Source organism: Burkholderia sp. NFPP32, from assembly GCF_900119325.1.
Taxonomy (GTDB): Bacteria; Pseudomonadota; Gammaproteobacteria; order Burkholderiales; family Burkholderiaceae; genus Burkholderia; species Burkholderia pyrrocinia_C.
On the sequence record NZ_FPJP01000001.1, the window covers coordinates 367,311 to 383,527 of the forward strand.

Annotated in this window: 19 protein-coding genes; 9 read left to right on the forward strand and 10 right to left on the reverse strand. The window is 66.1% G+C overall.

Annotated features, from left to right (window positions below; translation table 11 throughout):
* Window positions 1-20: 20 nt before the first annotated feature.
* Both BT264_RS01635 and BT264_RS01640 read right to left on the reverse strand, forming a co-directional pair.
* Entirely contained in the window at window positions 21-992 is a 972-nt protein-coding gene (locus BT264_RS01635; protein WP_072436420.1) for a thymidylate synthase, read from the reverse strand.
* 41 nt (window positions 993-1,033) lie between these two features.
* Window positions 1,034-2,431, reverse strand: coding sequence for a sigma-54 dependent transcriptional regulator (locus BT264_RS01640; protein WP_072436032.1), 1,398 nt, complete (start codon window positions 2,429-2,431; stop codon window positions 1,034-1,036).
* Between the two features lie 497 nt (window positions 2,432-2,928).
* Here BT264_RS01640 and BT264_RS01645 point away from each other — a divergent pair, with 497 nt between their 5' ends.
* Together BT264_RS01645 and BT264_RS01650 are read left to right on the forward strand one after the other, a co-directional pair.
* Window positions 2,929-3,255 carry a hypothetical protein gene (locus BT264_RS01645; protein WP_072436033.1) on the forward strand — a complete coding sequence of 109 codons (327 nt, stop codon included), beginning with the start codon at window positions 2,929-2,931 and terminating at the stop codon, window positions 3,253-3,255.
* A 273-nt stretch (window positions 3,256-3,528) separates the two neighbouring features.
* Window positions 3,529-4,029 carry a dihydrofolate reductase gene (locus tag BT264_RS01650; RefSeq protein WP_072436034.1) on the forward strand — a complete coding sequence of 167 codons (501 nt, stop codon included), beginning with the start codon at window positions 3,529-3,531 and terminating at the stop codon, window positions 4,027-4,029.
* An 83-nt stretch (window positions 4,030-4,112) separates the two neighbouring features.
* On the opposite strand, the gene pmbA is transcribed toward BT264_RS01650, so the two are convergent.
* Window positions 4,113-5,483 carry a metalloprotease PmbA gene (gene pmbA, locus BT264_RS01655; RefSeq protein ID WP_072436035.1) on the reverse strand — a complete coding sequence of 457 codons (1,371 nt, stop codon included), beginning with the start codon at window positions 5,481-5,483 and terminating at the stop codon, window positions 4,113-4,115.
* Between the two features lie 127 nt (window positions 5,484-5,610).
* Between pmbA and yjgA the strand changes: the two genes are divergently transcribed.
* Together yjgA and mog are read left to right on the forward strand one after the other, a co-directional pair.
* Window positions 5,611-6,213, forward strand: coding sequence for a ribosome biogenesis factor YjgA (gene yjgA, locus BT264_RS01660; protein ID WP_305729451.1), 603 nt, complete (start codon window positions 5,611-5,613; stop codon window positions 6,211-6,213).
* Window positions 6,197-6,805: a molybdopterin adenylyltransferase gene (mog, locus tag BT264_RS01665; RefSeq protein WP_072436421.1), complete on the forward strand. Its 609-nt coding sequence runs from the start codon at window positions 6,197-6,199 to the stop codon at window positions 6,803-6,805. Before yjgA ends, mog begins: the two co-directional genes overlap by 17 nt.
* A gap of 34 nt (window positions 6,806-6,839) precedes the next feature.
* Here mog and orn read toward each other — a convergent pair whose 3' ends face one another.
* The gene (orn, locus tag BT264_RS01670) at window positions 6,840-7,460 is read right to left on the reverse strand and encodes an oligoribonuclease (RefSeq protein WP_072436037.1); all 621 of its coding nucleotides are present in this window, start codon (window positions 7,458-7,460) and stop codon (window positions 6,840-6,842) included.
* Between the two features lie 117 nt (window positions 7,461-7,577).
* Here orn and BT264_RS01675 point away from each other — a divergent pair, with 117 nt between their 5' ends.
* From BT264_RS01675 to BT264_RS01685, 3 genes are all read left to right on the forward strand, one after another.
* On the forward strand, window positions 7,578-8,837 hold the full coding sequence (locus BT264_RS01675; protein ID WP_072436038.1) for a M48 family metallopeptidase: 1,260 nt from the start codon (window positions 7,578-7,580) through the stop codon (window positions 8,835-8,837).
* Window positions 8,834-9,775, forward strand: a complete 942-nt coding sequence (gene rsgA, locus BT264_RS01680) for a ribosome small subunit-dependent GTPase A (protein WP_072436039.1) — start codon at window positions 8,834-8,836, stop codon at window positions 9,773-9,775. Before BT264_RS01675 ends, rsgA begins: the two co-directional genes overlap by 4 nt.
* 62 nt (window positions 9,776-9,837) lie before the next feature.
* A complete protein-coding gene (locus BT264_RS01685; RefSeq protein ID WP_072436040.1) occupies window positions 9,838-10,155 on the forward strand; it encodes a putative signal transducing protein in 318 nt (105 codons plus the stop codon).
* 63 nt (window positions 10,156-10,218) lie between these two features.
* Here BT264_RS01685 and BT264_RS01690 read toward each other — a convergent pair whose 3' ends face one another.
* From BT264_RS01690 to rpsP, 6 genes are all read right to left on the reverse strand, one after another.
* Window positions 10,219-11,157: a CobD/CbiB family protein gene (locus BT264_RS01690; RefSeq protein ID WP_034183056.1), complete on the reverse strand. Its 939-nt coding sequence runs from the start codon at window positions 11,155-11,157 to the stop codon at window positions 10,219-10,221.
* A gap of 120 nt (window positions 11,158-11,277) precedes the next feature.
* Complete coding sequence (locus BT264_RS01695; RefSeq protein ID WP_072436041.1) at window positions 11,278-11,964, reverse strand: CoA pyrophosphatase; 687 nt, start codon at window positions 11,962-11,964, stop codon at window positions 11,278-11,280.
* 87 nt (window positions 11,965-12,051) lie between these two features.
* Window positions 12,052-12,444, reverse strand: a complete 393-nt coding sequence (gene rplS, locus BT264_RS01700) for a 50S ribosomal protein L19 (RefSeq protein ID WP_011883860.1) — start codon at window positions 12,442-12,444, stop codon at window positions 12,052-12,054.
* Between the two features lie 132 nt (window positions 12,445-12,576).
* The gene (gene trmD, locus BT264_RS01705; protein ID WP_072436042.1) at window positions 12,577-13,371 is read right to left on the reverse strand and encodes a tRNA (guanosine(37)-N1)-methyltransferase TrmD; all 795 of its coding nucleotides are present in this window, start codon (window positions 13,369-13,371) and stop codon (window positions 12,577-12,579) included.
* A 1-nt stretch (window position 13,372) separates the two neighbouring features.
* A complete protein-coding gene (gene rimM / locus BT264_RS01710) occupies window positions 13,373-14,050 on the reverse strand; it encodes a ribosome maturation factor RimM (protein ID WP_072436043.1) in 678 nt (225 codons plus the stop codon).
* A gap of 42 nt (window positions 14,051-14,092) precedes the next feature.
* Window positions 14,093-14,347 carry a 30S ribosomal protein S16 gene (gene rpsP / locus BT264_RS01715; protein ID WP_006476550.1) on the reverse strand — a complete coding sequence of 85 codons (255 nt, stop codon included), beginning with the start codon at window positions 14,345-14,347 and terminating at the stop codon, window positions 14,093-14,095.
* 152 nt (window positions 14,348-14,499) lie between these two features.
* Between rpsP and BT264_RS01720 the strand changes: the two genes are divergently transcribed.
* Entirely contained in the window at window positions 14,500-15,639 is a 1,140-nt protein-coding gene (locus tag BT264_RS01720) for a PQQ-dependent sugar dehydrogenase (protein ID WP_072436044.1), read from the forward strand.
* Between the two features lie 109 nt (window positions 15,640-15,748).
* Entirely contained in the window at window positions 15,749-16,216 is a 468-nt protein-coding gene (locus BT264_RS01725) for an NINE protein (protein ID WP_034183440.1), read from the forward strand.
* Window position 16,217 lies beyond the last annotated feature (1 nt).

Genomic DNA, 16,217 nt, shown 5'->3' on the forward strand with positions numbered 1-16,217 from the left:
TTTCTGCGGGGGCGGCGCGATCAGACCGCCATCGGCGCGGTCAGCGGCTCATGGTGGCGATAGCCGACGAGCGAGAAATCGGACGGCTCGATCTGCTCGAGCCACTCGGGCGCATAGACGCCCGTCTTCGCGTATTCAGGCACGCGCTCGGCGATCTCGAGCCGCGGGCTTTCGTACGGCTCGCGTGTGAGCTGCTGCTGCAGCATGTCGAGCTGGTTCTCGTAGATGTGCGCGTCACCGATGAAATACGTGAACCAGCGCGGCGTATAGCCCGTCAGCCGGCCGACGAGCGACAGCAGTGCGGCCCCTTCCGTCAGGTTGAACGGCGTGCCGAGCCCGACGTCGTTGCTGCGGATGTACAGGCACAGCGAGATTTCGCGCTTCGTCGCATTCGGCAGGAACTGGTACAGCAGATGGCATGCGGGCAGCGCGATCTGGTCGAGCACGGCCGGATTCCACGCGTGAAACAGGATACGACGGTCGGCCGGATTCTCCATGATCGTGTCCAGGCACTGGCGCAACTGGTCGATCGCCTTGTACAGCAGCACCTTCGGTGCGCCGTCTTCGTCGAATCGCGTGACGATCCGGAAGCCGCGGCGCGTCGCGTCGGCGATCTGCGCATCGGCGCCCGCATCGAGCACCTTGTAGCCCGGCCACTGGCGCCATTGCACGCCGTACACGTCGCCGAGATCGTCGACGCCCTGGCGGTACGGGTTCGCGAGCCACTGCGCGTTCTCGTTCGCGTTCGCGTCCCACACCTTGCAGCCGAGCGCGCGGAAATCGGCCGCGCTGCGCGACGCGCGCAGGAAGCCGACCAGTTCGCCGACCGCGGACTTGAACGCGAGCTTCTTGGTCGTGACGGCCGGGAAGCCTTGCTGCAGGTCGAAGCGCAGCATCGCGCCCGGCATGCTGATGGTGCGGATCCCCGTGCGGTTCTCCTGCCAGGTGCCGGTATCGAGAATGGTACGAACGAGGTCGAGATACTGTTTCATGCGGGTTCCTTCGGCCGCGAGGGCGGCCGTACCCGCCAATTTTAGCAAGCGTGATGCGGAAACTCCGGCAACGACGCAGGAAACCCCGCCAGCGCGTCGCCGCGATCGCGCATTCCGTGCGCGCACATCAGCCGGTAGAGCGTGACGCGCGACACGCCGAGTTCGCGCGCGGCATCCGCGAAACGGCCGCGATGGCGCAGCAGCGCCTGCTCGATCGCCTGCCGTTCGGCCGCCTCGCGCGCCTCCAGCAGCGACACGGGCGCGAGCGTCGCGTAGTCGTTCAGCTCGAGATCGGCCGCGGTGATCATCCGGCCCTCCGACATCACGATCGCGCGGCGCACGCGATTGATCAGCTCACGCACGTTGCCCGGCCACGAATAGCCGTACAGTGAGGCCACCGCATCAGGGGAAAAGCCGCGCAGGCGGCGATGCGCATCGCCCTTGAAACGCTCGAGCATGTGGCGCGCGATCACCTCAATGTCCTTGCCCCGCGCGCGCAGCGGCGGCTCCTCGATCTTCAGCACGCACAGGCGATGGAACAGGTCTTCGCGGAACCGCCCTTCGCGCAGCGCCGCTTCCATGTCCACGTGCGTCGCGCAGATCACGCGCACATCGACCGGCACCGACACGTGCGCACCGAGCCGCTCGATCTTGCCTTCCTGCAGGAAGCGCAACAAGCTCGCCTGGCTTTCGAGCGGCAGGTCGCCGATCTCGTCGAGAAACAGCGTGCCGCTGTTGGCGGCCTCGACGCGGCCGATCTTGCGCTGGTTCGCACCGGTGAACGCGCCGCGCTCATAGCCGAACAGCTCGGCCTGCAGCAGCGTCGACGGGATCGCACCGCAATTGATCGCGATGAACGGCGCCTGCGCACGCGACGAGCGCTCGTGAATCGCGACCGCCGTCAATTCCTTGCCCGTGCCCGATTCGCCGGAGATGAACACCGGCGCATCGGTCGCCGCGACGCGACGGATTGTCCTGAAGAGTCCGAGCATCGCATCGCAGGTGCCGACCATCTCGCCTTCGCTGCGGCCCGCACCGGCAAGCGGCGCAACGGGCTCGGTCAGCGCGACCATGCCATGCGCATGACCGACGGTCTCGACGATCCGCGACATCTCGTACGGCATCGTCACGTAGTCGAAGCAATAGTCGCGAATGAGATGGCGCAGCGTGGCGTCCTGCAACTGGCCGCGCCGCGTCGCCGCGATCCAGCCGATGTGCTGGATGCTCAGGCAGGATTCGAGTTCGCGCAGGTCCGAGGGCTTGAAGCCCGGCGAGAAATCGAGCAGGCCGGCCGTTGCAACGCCGTGCTGCACGACGCGCCGTACGTCGCGTACGGTCTCCGCGAGATCGACGCGCCAACCGCATTCGTCGAAATGGCCGCGCAACGCATCGTTCGGTTCGCGCGAGTAATAGATCACGTGCCGCTGATCGGCTCCCATATGCCCACCCCGTTCATCAACCATCCAACGATTGCCGCGCACGCCAAGTCGCGTGCGAAAGGATCGAATCGGGTCAGCCAAAGGTGGCTCGATTCGCCATGCCGATGCGCGGCAACGACAAAGCCTCGCATGATGGCGCTAATTTCGCGTCCGTTTTTTTTGATCAACACAGCTTAGTTATAGGCACTGAATGCGACAAACCGATTTCAGCACCTCGGGCGATGCGGTCAAATCGCTCGGGAAGTCGACGCATGTCAATCATCTGCACATAGCACCTGCGCAGCGAAGTGCTCTTTCATCACACGCGTCGATTTTCATCCTTGTAGCGTATCGATTGAATCCGCAGTATTCCCAAGCCCCCTCGTTTCAGGCCTGAAACACTTTCAGGCGTTTTTCGCCGCAATTGTCGACGCGTGTGCGCGAATCGCAATCGTGACAAGGGTCCCGGCGCGATGGCATGTATTTCGCTGCATAGGAATACATCGGAGACAGCGACCATGCGAAAACATCTGTTACTTTCCTTCATGCCGATGGCGATTTCGCTCTCGGCCGCCGGCCCGCCTGCGCCGGCGCATGCGGATGAAAACATGAAGCTGGATCGCGCGATGCTGCTCGCCGAAAACGCGCCAGGCATGCAGCCCGGCAACGGGTTCGGCATCGTGACCGTGTCGGCGCCGCAACCGCTGCCGGCCGGCAAGGCTTCAGTGACGCTGTGGGACGAGATCCCGCCTCCGCCCCAGTTACCGACACCGCTCCCGGTACCGCAGCCACGCGACGTGCAGCACGCGATGGAAAAAAACGCACAAGGCACCACGCACCAGTGAGCATGCGCCAACCCATTCGATGAGGATTCCGTAGCTATTGGGATCTGCCGGACAGCATCGATCGCGACCATCCTCACCGCCCCGCGACACTAAGCGGTTTTTGTGCTCCGTCCCCCGGCGGGCACTCTTTTTACTCAGTCCGTCGCCGCGCCGCATTGCATCGCGCATCGCGGCGCGCAACACCGGAAAGCCGATGCACGTGCGAGGAATCCGGCAGGCACCGCCGTTCCGGTAGAATCGGCGCCATTCCGGCTTTCCTCTTCTCCGACCTTCATGACGACGTTGACCCTGATCGTCGCGCGTGCCCGCAACGGCATCATCGGCCGCGACAACCAGTTGCCCTGGAAACTTCCCGAGGATCTCGCGTTCTTCAAGCGCACGACAATGGGCGCGCCGATCGTGATGGGCCGCAAGACCCACGAGTCGATCGGCCGGCCGCTGCCGGGCCGCCGCAACATCGTCGTCACGCGCGACGCAACGCGCCGCTTCGATGGCTGCGACACGGTCACATCGCTCGCCGACGCGCTGGCCCTCGTCGAGCGCGACGGCGTGCCCGAAGCATTCCTGATCGGCGGTGCGCAACTCTACGCGGAAGGCCTCGTGCTCGCGGATAAACTGATCGTCACCGAGATCGATGCCGACTTCGACGGCGATGCATCGTTCCCAGCGCCCGACGCCGCGCACTGGCAGGAAGTCTCGCGCGATGCACACCAGGCCGCCGCGCCGAACACGTTCGGTTATGCGTTCGTCGTCTACGAACGCAAGCGCGTCTGACGAGTCACGCACAATGAGCAAAGCCCGACCGGCTCGCGCCGGTCGGGCTTTTTCGTTTCGTGGCGGCCTGCGCCGCGCGCGGCTTACTGCCCTGCGATCGTCATCTGCTCGATCAGCACCGAGCCCGTTTCCTTCGTACCGCGGACGATCGAATCCGCGCCGATCGCGACGATATGCCGGAACATCTCCTGCAGCGTGCTCGCGACGGTGATTTCCTCGACCGGATACTGGATCACGCCGTTCTCAACCCAGAAACCTGCCGCGCCGCGCGAATAGTCGCCCGTCACATAGTTCACGCCCTGCCCCATCAGTTCGGTCAGCAGCAGGCCCGTACCGAGCTTCTTCAGCATCGCGTCGAAATCGTCGCCCGGCTGCGTGTTCGAGCTGCGCAGCGCGAGGTTGTGCGAGCCGCCCGCGTTGCCGGTGGTCTGCGTGCCGAGCTTGCGTGCCGAATAGGTCGACAGGAAGTAGCCTTCGACGACGCCGTCCTTGACGACACTGCGCGCACGCGTACGTACGCCTTCCTCGTCGAACGGCGCGCTGCCCATCGCGCGCGGCACGTGCGGATCCTCGACGACCTGGATGTGCGGCGCAAACACCGGCTTGCCGAGGCTGTCGACGAGGAACGACGTCTTGCGGTACAGCGCGCCGCCGCTCACGGCCTGCACGAATGCGCCGAGCAGGCCGGCCGCGAGCGGCGCCTCGAACAGCACGGGCACCTTGCGGGTGTCGAGACGGCGCGCGCCCATCCGCGCGAGCGCACGCTCGGCCGCATAACGGCCCACCGCTTCGGGTGCCGCGAGATCGATCGCGCTGCGCTTCGACGAATACCAGTCGTCGCGCTGCATTTGACGGCCGCTGCCCGCGATCGGCGCGCATGCGATGTAGTGGCGCGAGTACGGATAGCCGGACAGGAAGCCGCGCGACGTCGCGAGCACGAACTGCGAATGCTGCGCCGACACGCTCGCGCCTTCCGAATTGCGGATCTGCGGGCTGACCGCGAAGGCGGCGTCTTCCGCGCGGCGGGCAAGTTCGACGGCCTCGTCGGCCGTCAGCGCCCACGGATGATAGAGATCGAGGTCGCGCGGGTCGGTTTCGAGCAGCTCGGCCTCGGCAAGGCCGGCCGCTTCGTCCTCGGCCGTGAAACGTGCGATGTTGTAGGCGGCGGCGACGGTATCCTTGATCGCGGCCGGTGAAAAATCGGACGTGCTCGCGTTGCCGCGCTTCTTGCCGATGAACACGGTCACGCCGACCATCTTGTCGCGGTTGTGCTCGATCGTTTCGACTTCGCCGCGGCGCACCGACACCGACAGGCCGTCGCCCTCGGAGATTTCGGTGGCGGCGTCCGTCGCGCCGAGTGCCTTCGCATGGCGAAGGATGTCCGACGCGATTTCTTTGAGCTGGTCCTGCGTGTGCGGGAAATAGCGCGCTTGTACGTCGAGATTGGCTGCCATCGTCTTGGTATCCGGTGGCGGGCGGGCGCCCGCATGTTCAAAATGTTGCGTATCCCGCGATCATAGCAAGGTCCGGGGACGGACACAGACAAGCTTGGGGTGTCCGCGCCGCGATACAATGCCGCCCATGACACGCAAAACCCGAATTCAGCCGATCGAGCCTGCCGTCGAAGACGACGACAACGGCTACGATCGCCCCAGCAAATCCCAGTTGAAGCGCGAGATGCACGCGCTGCAGGAGCTCGGCCAGGCGCTCGTCGACCTGCCGAAGGACGCGCTCAAGCGCATGCCGATGCCGGAAGCCCTCGCGGACGCCGTTCGCGAGGCGCGCCGGATCACCGATCACGAAGGCAAGCGCCGCCAGCTCCAGTACGTCGGCCGCGTGATGCGCTCGCTGGCCGACGACGAGACGGCCGCGCTGCGCACCGCGCTCGACGCGCAGCGCGGCGTGAACAAGGCCGCGACGGCCCGCCTGCATTGGATCGAGCGCACGCGCGAACAGTTGCTCGCCAGCGACGACGCACTGACCGAATTCCTGCGCCGGCACCCCGACGCCGACATCCAGGAAGGCCGCACGCTGATCCGCAACGCGCGCAAGGAAGCGCAGCAAGGCAAGCCGCCGCGCTATTTCCGCGAACTGTTCCAGTGGGTCAAGACCGCGAGCGGCACCCCCGGCGGGGATGATGAAGCGGCCGACGACGCCGGAGACGACCATGACGACGAAGCCTGACCACCCGGACGAACTCGTCGTCGGCCTCGTGTCGATCAGCGACCGTGCCAGCACGGGTGTCTATGAAGACAAAGGCATTCCGGCGCTGCAGGAGTGGCTCGCCGGTGCGCTGGTCTCGCCGTGGCGCGCCGAAACCCGGCTGATCCAGGACGACGCGCCGACGATCTCCGCGACCCTCGCCGAGCTCGTCGACGTCGCCGGCTGCGACCTCGTGCTGACGACGGGCGGCACGGGCCCCGCGCGCCGCGACGTGACGCCCGAGGCCACGCTGGCCGTGGCGACGAAGGAAATGCCGGGATTCGGCGAACAGATGCGGCAGATCAGCCTGAATTTCGTGCCGACGGCGATCCTGTCGCGGCAGGTCGCGGTGATTCGCGAGACGGCCGACCATGCGGCGCTGATCATCAACCTGCCCGGCCAGCCGAAGTCGATCCGGGAAACGCTCGAAGGGCTGCGCGACGCCGACGGCAAGTCGACCGTGCCCGGCATCTTCGCAGCGGTGCCCTACTGCATCGACCTGATCGGCGGCCCGTACATCGAGACCGACGCCGCGGTGGTCGCGGCGTTCCGGCCGAAAAGCGCGCAGCGCTGAGCGTTTGTCGAGCGCCGAGCGCGTGCCGGCCCGCTCAGGCGGCCGGCGCGGACTCGCCTGCCGACGCCGACGCGGCCGGAATCAGGAAATGCTCGCGGTAGTACTTCAGCTCGTCGATCGACTCGTGGATGTCCGCGAGCGCCGTGTGCATCGCGCGTTTCTGGAAGCCCTTGTAGATCGCGGGCTGCCAGCGGCGGCACAGCTCCTTCAGCGTGCTGACGTCGAGATTGCGGTAGTGGAAGAATTTCTCGAATTCGGGCATCCAGCGCGCCATGAAACGGCGGTCCTGGCAGATCGAGTTGCCGCACATCGGCGACTTGCCGGGCGACACGTACTGCGCGAGGAACGCCTGCAGTTGCGCGGCGGCTTCCGCCTCGGTCACGGTCGATGCGCGCACGCGCTCGACCAGGCCCGAGCGGCCGTGCGTCGACTTGTTCCAGTCGTCCATCTTCGCGAGCGTTTCGTCGCTCTGGTGGATCGCGAACACGGGGCCTTCGACGGCAACGTCGAGCGTGGAATTGGTCACGACGACCGCGATCTCGATGATGCGGTCGTTATCCGGGTCGAGGCCCGTCATCTCCATGTCGAGCCAGACGAGGTTCAACTCGTTGCGCACGAGCGCGGGCTGGCTGGCGGAAGCGGCGGTATCGGTCATGAGTCATCCTGGAAAATGGCGGACGGCGCGCGACGCCGCCCGGGCGGCCGGCAACGCATCAGCGGGCCCGGTCCGCAAGAACATATAATTCTCGCATAGAACCCTTTGGCGCCTTCGATGTCACCCTTTTCGTTCACCCTGCTGTTCGCGCTCGCCGTGCTCGCGATGGTCGTCACCAAGCTGTGGCTCGCGTCGCGGCAGATCCGCTTCGTCGCCGCGCATCGCAACGGCGTGCCCGCGCAGTTCAGCGCAACCATCCCGCTGACCGCCCACCAGCGCGCGGCCGACTATACGGTCGAGCGTACCCGGCTGACGATGCTCGAGATCGTCGTCAGCGCGGCCGTGCTGGTCGGCCTCACGCTGCTCGGCGGCGTCGGCGCGCTCGACACGCTGCTGACCGGCTGGCTCGGCCGCGGCTACGGGCAGCAGGTCGCGCTCGTCGCGGCGGTGCTCGTGATCACGAGCGTGATCGACGTCCCGTTCGAGTATTACCGCCAGTTCGGGATCGAACAGCGTTTCGGCTTCAACCGGATGACGAAGCGGCTGTTCTTCACCGACATGCTGAAAAACTCGCTGCTCGGCGCCGCGCTCGGCCTGCCGCTGCTGTTCGTCGTGCTGTGGCTGATGAACCAGGCCGGCAGCCTGTGGTGGCTGTGGACCTGGATCGTCTGGGTCGCGTTCCAGTTGCTCGTGCTGCTGATCTACCCGACCTTCATCGCACCGCTCTTCAACAAGTTCGAGCCGCTGAAGGACGACGCGCTGCGCACGCGCATCGAGTCGCTGATGAAGCGCTGCGGCTTCGCGGCGAAGGGGCTGTTCGTGATGGACGGCAGCCGCCGCTCCGCGCACGGCAATGCGTACTTCACGGGCTTTGGCGCATCGAAGCGGATCGTGTTCTTCGACACGCTGCTCGCGCGCCTGTCCGGCCAGGAAATCGAAGCCGTGCTCGCGCACGAACTCGGCCATTTCAAGCGCCGCCACGTGATGAAGCGGATGCTCGTGTCGTTCGTGTTGAGCCTCGTGCTGCTCGCGCTGCTCGGCTGGCTGGCGCAGCGCACCTGGTTCTATACAGGGCTCGGCGTCACGCCGTCGCTCGACACGAGCAACGCGGGCGCCGCGCTCGTGTTGTTCTTCCTCGCGATTCCGGTGTTCCTGTTCTTCGCGACGCCGTTCAGCAGCCTCACGTCGCGCAAGCACGAATTCGAGGCCGACGCGTTCGCGGCCAGCCAGACCGACGCGCAGGATCTCGTCAGCGCGCTCGTGAAGCTCTACGAGGACAACGCGTCGACGCTGACGCCCGACCCCGTCTACACGGCCTTCTATTACTCGCATCCGCCCGCATCGCAGCGGATCGACCGCCTGCTGCAGCTCGCATGAGCCGGCCGCCTTCCCGCAAGCCGGCCCCGCGCGCGTCGGGCGCGCAACGTGTCGAAGGCCGCGTGATCGCGGCGCACGGCCGCCACTACATCGTCGCGCCCGACGACGGCGGCCCGATGCTGCAGTGCTTCCCGCGCGGCAAGAAGAGCGACATCGCGGTCGGCGACCGCGTCGTATACGAACACGCGTCGGCCGACCAGGGCGTGATCGTCGAGATCGGCGAACGGCGCAACCTGCTGTACCGTTCCGACCAGTTCAAGTCGAAGCTCTTCGCGGCCAACCTCGACCAGTTGCTGATCGTGCTCGCGACCGAGCCCTATTTCAGCGAAGACCTGCTCGGCCGCGCGCTGATCGCCGCCGAGGCGAACGAGCTGAAGCCGCTCGTCGTGCTGAACAAGATCGACGTCGAGGCTGCGCTGCCGGTCGCGCGCGAGCGCCTCGCACCGTACCGCGCGCTCGGCTACGACGTGCTCGAGCTGTCGGTGAAGGGCTCGCCCGACGACGCGCGCGCACAACTGATGCCGCACCTCGCCGGCCATTCGACGATCCTGCTCGGCCAGTCCGGGATGGGCAAGTCGACGCTCGTGAACCTGCTCGTTCCCGATGCCGAAGCCGCGACGCGCGAGATCTCGGCCGCGCTCAACAGCGGCCGCCACACGACGACGTTCACGCGCCTCTACCCGCTGGAGGGCGGCGGCGCGCTGATCGATTCGCCTGGCTTCCAGGAATTCGGCCTCTACCATCTGACGGAAGGCCGTCTCGAGCGCGCGTTTCCGGAGTTCCGGCCGTTGCTCGCGGACTGCCGTTTCTATAATTGTCATCATCTGCACGAGCCCGGCTGCGCGATTCTCGAAGCGGTCGCCGACGGCCGCATCGCGCCGTCGCGGCACGCGCTGTATGCGCAGCTCGTGCACGAGGCGAGCCAGATCGTCCGCTGATCGCGCGACAGGCGCGCGGCGGCCGATGCCGTTCGGGCCGACCTTCATCGACAGGAGCCGCCATGCGTTTCAAGGCACCCGATCTTGCGACGGCACAGCATTGGGCCAACGTGCTTCAGGTGGCCGGCATCGGTTGCGAGCTGCATAACTGCTACGCGACCGGCGCACTCGGCGGCCTGCCCGCCGACGCGTGCACGCCCGAGCTGTGGCTCGACGACGAACGCGACGACGCGCTCGCTCGCCGGCTGCTCGATGCCGCGTCGCACGGCCCGTCGGCCGGCGCCGTGCCGTGGCGCTGCCGACAGTGCGGCGAAGCGCTCGAGGCCCAGTTCACGGCGTGCTGGCAATGCGGCGCCGTGCGCGATCCGCTCGACGACTGACCCACAGCAAAAAGGCCGGCATCAAGCCGGCCTTTGCCTTTCATCGAGCGCTGCGCGGCCCCGTCACGACACCCACACGGCGAGCGTCAGCATCAGCAGCAGGATCATCCACAGGATCACCGCGCGCCAGACGAGGCCGACCGCCGACTGCAGCGTACGCGGCGTGCAATCATCACCGACCGTCAGCGGACCGCTGTCGCCGACCGCCAGCGCGTCGAGGCTCGACGGTTCCGCGAGCGGCCCCGCGAGACGCGCGCCGAGCGCCCCGCTGCCGGCTGCCAGCAGCACGCCGTCGTTCGGGTCGGGCCACTGGCGCGTGTGGTTGCGCCACGCGTAGATCGCATCCTCGAAATTGCCGACGATCGCGAAGCCGAGTGCGGTCAGTCGCGCGGGGATCCAGTCGATCACGAAGAATGCGCGTTGCGCGAACGTCGAGAAGGCGGCCGTGCGCTCGTCGCCCGGCGTCGACCAGCTGCGCGCGAGATATTCGGAAATCCGGTACAGCACGGCGCCGGCCGGCCCGATCGGCAGCACATACCAGAAGAACACGCCGAACACGTGGCGATGCGATGCGACAACCGCGTGAATCAGCGTATGGCGGACGATTTCGCCGACCGGCATGTCGACCGTGTCGATGCCCGTCCACTCGCGCAGGATTTCGCGCGCGCGCGGCACGTCGTCGTTGTTGAGCGCGAGATGGATGTCGGTGAAGTAATGGCTGAACTGGCGGAAGCCAAGCGTGAAATACACGACGACCACGTTCCACAGGAACGCGAGCACGAAGCTCACCTTGTACAGCAGGAAATAGATCAGTGCGACGACCAGCACCCACGGCAGCACGACCGCGAGCCACGCGAGGATGCCGTGCTTCTGCTTGCCGGCGTCGAGGCCATGCGCGACGGTTTCCGCATGAAACTGGAACAGCGCGAACACCGGATTGTTCGGCGACAACGCGCGGACCTGTTCGATGATGAGGGCAAGGAGAACCGAAAAGAAAGTCATGCGTGGCGCCGTCTTCGGAGTTATGTCATTTTTTGCATAACGATAGCACAGCGTAAGCCAAGCATGGCTGCCGGCGCGGTCGCCCGGCGGCCGGCCGCGCGCGTGAGCCGGTGTGTGCGCCTATGCAGCGGCCAAGAAGCGGTACAGATTGCGAAACATGGCGGCAGTTGCGCCCCAGATGAAGTAATGCCCGCCTGGTCTGCCGTTCGGATAGGGCATCGCAAAAAAACGACGCTCGCCGCCTTCCCAGCGGAACACGCGGACTTGATGGTTCGCGGGATTCATCACGAACGCGAGCGGTACCTCGAAGATCTCGGCGACTTCGAACGTGTCGGCCTGCACGGTGAACGGCGGATGCACGAGGCCGACCACCGGCGCCACGCAGAAGCCGGTGCCGGTCAGGTAATCGGGCAGCGCGCCGAGGATCTCGACGCGTTCGGCGTCCAGCCCGATCTCTTCCTTCGCCTCGCGCAGTGCAGTGGCGGTCGCGTCGCGATCGAACGGTTCGCGACGGCCGCCGGGAAAGCTGATCTGCCCGGCATGGTCGTTCAGGTGGTCGGCGCGCTGGGTCAGCAGCACGGTGAGGCCCGACTCACGGGCAACGAGCGGCACGAGGACGGCCGCGCTGCGCGGATCGACGCCTTCCTGCAGCCTCGCCTCTCCGGGCTCGACGTTCCAGTCGAGCGTGCGCGCGAAACGGTCGCGCAAGCCGGACGGCGTCATCTGGTGCGGATCGATGGCGGGCAGGCCGGCGCCGGTGCCTTCGACCGGCAATACTTCGGGATCGATGATGGGGCGGCGGTTCAATGGGGCTCTCTGGTTCGTGTCGTATCGAGCATATTGTCGCGCCAGAATGAAAAAAGCACCCGGGTGGGTGCTTTTTCCTTACAGCTCTTACTCTTGGGAAGCTGCTGCGGTGCGATCCTTCGACACCAGCTTTTCCTTGATACGAGCCGACTTGCCCGAACGCTCGCGCAGGTAGTACAGCTTCGCGCGACGCACATCGCCGCGGCGCTTCACGACGATGCTTGCCAGCAGCGGCGAGTACGTCTGGAACGTACGCTCGACGCCTTCGCCCGACGAGATCTTGCGAACGATGAAGTTCGAGTTCAGGCCACGGTTGCGAATCGCGATCACGACGCCTTCGTAAGCCTGAACGCGCTTGCGGTTACCTTCAACCACGTTCACGTTCACGATCACCGTGTCGCCCGGGGCGAATTCGGGGATCGTCTTGCCGGCGAGCGCGCGCTCGATTTCTTCCTGCTCAAGTTTTGCGATGAGGTTCATCACTGACTCCTATTGCCATCGTGTCGGCGTTTGCACCTGCCTGCTCCCAGGCCGGCCCCGATAGAGGATGGATTCACATCAGGCACCGCGCACGCATGCACGGCACCGCCAATTCCCGCCCGCGACGCCGCCTCAGGAGGCGTCCTTCGCTTCGCGTGCGAGGTTCGCAAGCCATGCCTCGTCGGCACGGCTCAACAACTTTTCGCGGCGCGCCCGAACGATCAGGTCCGGCCGCTTCCCCAACGTATTCCGCAATGCTTCCTGACGCCGCCACCGCTCGATCTCGGCATGATGCCCGCCGAGCAGCACGTCCGGCACGCGCACGCCGTCATATTCCTCGGGGCGTGTGTAATGCGGACAATCGAGCAGGCCGTCGACGAAACTGTCCTGCACGGCCGACTGCGAATCGTTCAGCACACCGGGCAGCAGCCGCACGACCGCATCCATCATCGCCATCGCCGGCAGTTCCCCGCCCGACAGTACGAAATCGCCGAGGCTGATTTCCTCGTCGACGCAACGGTCGAGCAGGCGCTGATCGATCGCTTCGTAGCGGCCGCACAGCACGACGACACCCGGCTCCTGCGCCATCCGCACCGCTCGCTCGTGCGTGAGCGGCGCGCCCTGCGGCGACATCATCACGACGCGCGTGCTCGCGATGCCCTGCGCCGCCTGCGCCGCTTTCGCGGCGCCGATCGCGGCTTCGAGCGGCCTGGCCAGCATCACCATGCCCGGACCGCCGCCGTACGGACGATCGTCGACCGTGCGGTAGTTGTCCGTCGTGAAATCACGCGGGTTCCAGGTGCGCAGCCCGAAGCGCCCCTGCTTGACGGCCCGGCTGGTGATTCCCCAGTCGGTCAGTGCACGGAACATCTCGGGAAAGAGCGTGACGACGTCGAACTGCACCGCGCTCTCGGTAACCTGGTTCATTTCAGTAATCGGCTTCCCAGTCGACGACGATGCGACGCGCCGCCTGATCCACCGTTTTGACGTATACGCCGACAAACGGAATCAACCGTTCGTCGGTGGTCGGCTGACCGTCTTTGCCGGTCGCGGGATACTCGACACGCATGATCGCATGCACACCGTTGTCGATCATCCCGCTCACTTTCCCGAGCGCCACCGATTGCTCGTTGACGACATCGAGGCCGATCAGGTCGACCCAATAGAATTCGTCCGCGGCCAATGCCGGGAAATCTTCCCGGCGCACGAACACGCGAAAGCCGCGCATGGCCAGCGCGGCATCGCGGTCGCTGACGCCCGCGGGTTGCGCAACGACCGTGTCGCTGTGCGTCTTCGACTGCATGATGCGGACGGAAAGCCGCTCCGCACCGCGTTCCAGCCACCAGCGGCGCGCGTTGAGCAACGCGTCGCCGCCGCGACCGGCATCGGCATGCGCCGCCACCTTGACCCATCCCTTCAGGCCGTAGGCGTCGACCACCGCCCCGACCTCGACGGCATCGTCGGGCCAGGCTTGCGTCGCTTCGAGACTACCCTGTTCGGCAGCCCGACCGGCGTTCGCGACAACGTCGCGCTCGACCGGCTTGCGGACGAATGCGCCGAATGACGCACGCCCGCGCCTTTCATTACCGGAATCGTGACCCGCCATCAATGCACCTCACAGCCGGCACGACCGGCACACCGTGCCATGTTAGGCAGCCGGTTGCGCCTTTTGCGCTTCCTTCACGAGACGCTGGACGGTCGGCGACAGTTGCGCGCCAACACCTTGCCAGTACGTCAGGCGGTCCTGAGCGATACGCAGCGATTCGCCCTTCGTGGCGACCGGGTTGTAGAAACCGACGCGCTCGATGAAGCGGCCGTCACGACGGTTGCGCGAATCGGTAGCAACGATGTTGTAGAACGGGCGCTTCTTCGAGCCGCCACGAGCCAGACGGATGATAACCATATGATGTCCTTCGGAAAACCGGGTTCGAAACTACTGAAACACGCGATTATAGCCGGAAACCAGAGGCACAACAAACACTTACGCGCAAAAAATCCACGGACGGCCCGTCCGCCGGGCATACAATCGTCGTGTCCAGGACGCTCCCGACCGTCATGCCGCTCCTTCGCGCCGCCCCGACGCGCCGCGCGCAGCACCGTTTCATCGCGCTGCTTGCCGGCCTTGCCTGCCTCGCGTCCGCAACGGCGTTCGCCGCGCCGTTGCCGGTCGATGAACTGGTCGTGCCGCCCGGCTTCCACGTGGAAGTGCTGACCGACGCGGTACCGACCGCACGCGAAATGGCGTGGTCGCCGCGCGGCATCCTGTATGTCGGCACGCTGGAAGGCCGCGTGCATGCGTTCGAGATGCACGAGGGCCGGATCAGCACGCGTCACGTGATCGCGTCCGGACTCGACATGCCTGTCGGCGTAGCCTACCGCGATGGTGCGCTCTATATATCAGCCGTGTCGCGCATCCTGCGCCTCGATCGCATCGACGACCGGCTCGCCAAGCCACCGCCCCCTGCCGTCGTGACCGACGCGCTGCCGACCGACCACCATCACGGCTGGAAATTCATCGCGTTCGGCCCCGACGGCAAGCTTTACGTGCCGACCGGCGCACCGTGCAACGTCTGTCTCGCCGATCGCGGCCGCTACGCGATCATTGCGCGCATGAAGGCCGACGGCAGCGGAAGCGAGGTCGTCGCCCGCGGCGTGCGCAATACGGTCGGCTTCGCATGGCACCCCGATTCGGGCGAGCTGTGGTTTACCGACAATGGGCGCGACATGATGGGCGACGACGTGCCCGACGACAAGCTCAACCGCGCGCCGCGCGCCGGCCTCGACTTCGGCTTTCCATACTGCCATGGCGGCGATACGCCCGACCCCGAATTCGGCAGCACCGACGTGTGCCGCCGTTATGTGCCGCCCGCATTGAAACTCGGCGCACACGTCGCGGCGCTCGGCATGCGCTTCTATACCGGGCCGATGTTTCCGGCGTCGTATCGCAATAACGTGTTCATCGCCGAACACGGTTCGTGGAACCGCAGCACGAAGGTCGGCTACCGCGTGATGCGCGTCGTCGTATCGGTGGACGGCAGCCAGGCGCGCCAAACCCCATTCGTCACGGGCTGGCTGCGACCCGACGGCACGGTGTGGGGACGCCCGGCCGACGTGCTGCCGCTGCCGGACGGTTCGCTGCTCGTGAGCGACGATTACGCAGGCGCAATCTACCGCGTGACCTATGCGGCACCTTGACGCAGGCCGGGGGTGACCGGGCCCGACCGGGCATCGTAGAATGCGTGCCGGGCCGCGCGCCCGCGCCGGCCCGCCGGCCGCCCATGCCAACGACAATACGCCGCCATCCATGTCCAGCAGCACCGCACCGTCCCGCCGCTTCCGTTCCAAGACGCTCACCGCCGCCCTCGCATTCCTGTTCGGATCGCTCGGCGCGCACCGCTTCTATCTGTACGGCTTTCGCGACGTGTACGGCTGGGCACACCTGCTCGCGACGATCGTCGGCATCCCGGGCTTCCTCCTGCTCGCGGCGACCCAGCGCAGCGCCGGCCTCGGCTGGTGGCTCGCGGTACCTGGCGCGATCTCTCTGCTGGCGGCGTTCCTCGCCGCACTCGTCTACGGGCTGCGCCCCGACGAAAAGTGGGACGCGCAATTCAACGCGGAGACCGGCAAGCACAGCCGGTCGGGCTGGACCGTGATCTTTGTCGTGATCTTCTCGCTGCTGATCGGTGCGTTCCTGCTGATGACCGCGCTCGCGCTGTCGTTCCAGACGTATTTCGAATCGCAGGTCGAAGCAGCGAAGCAGATTTCGCAGTAAG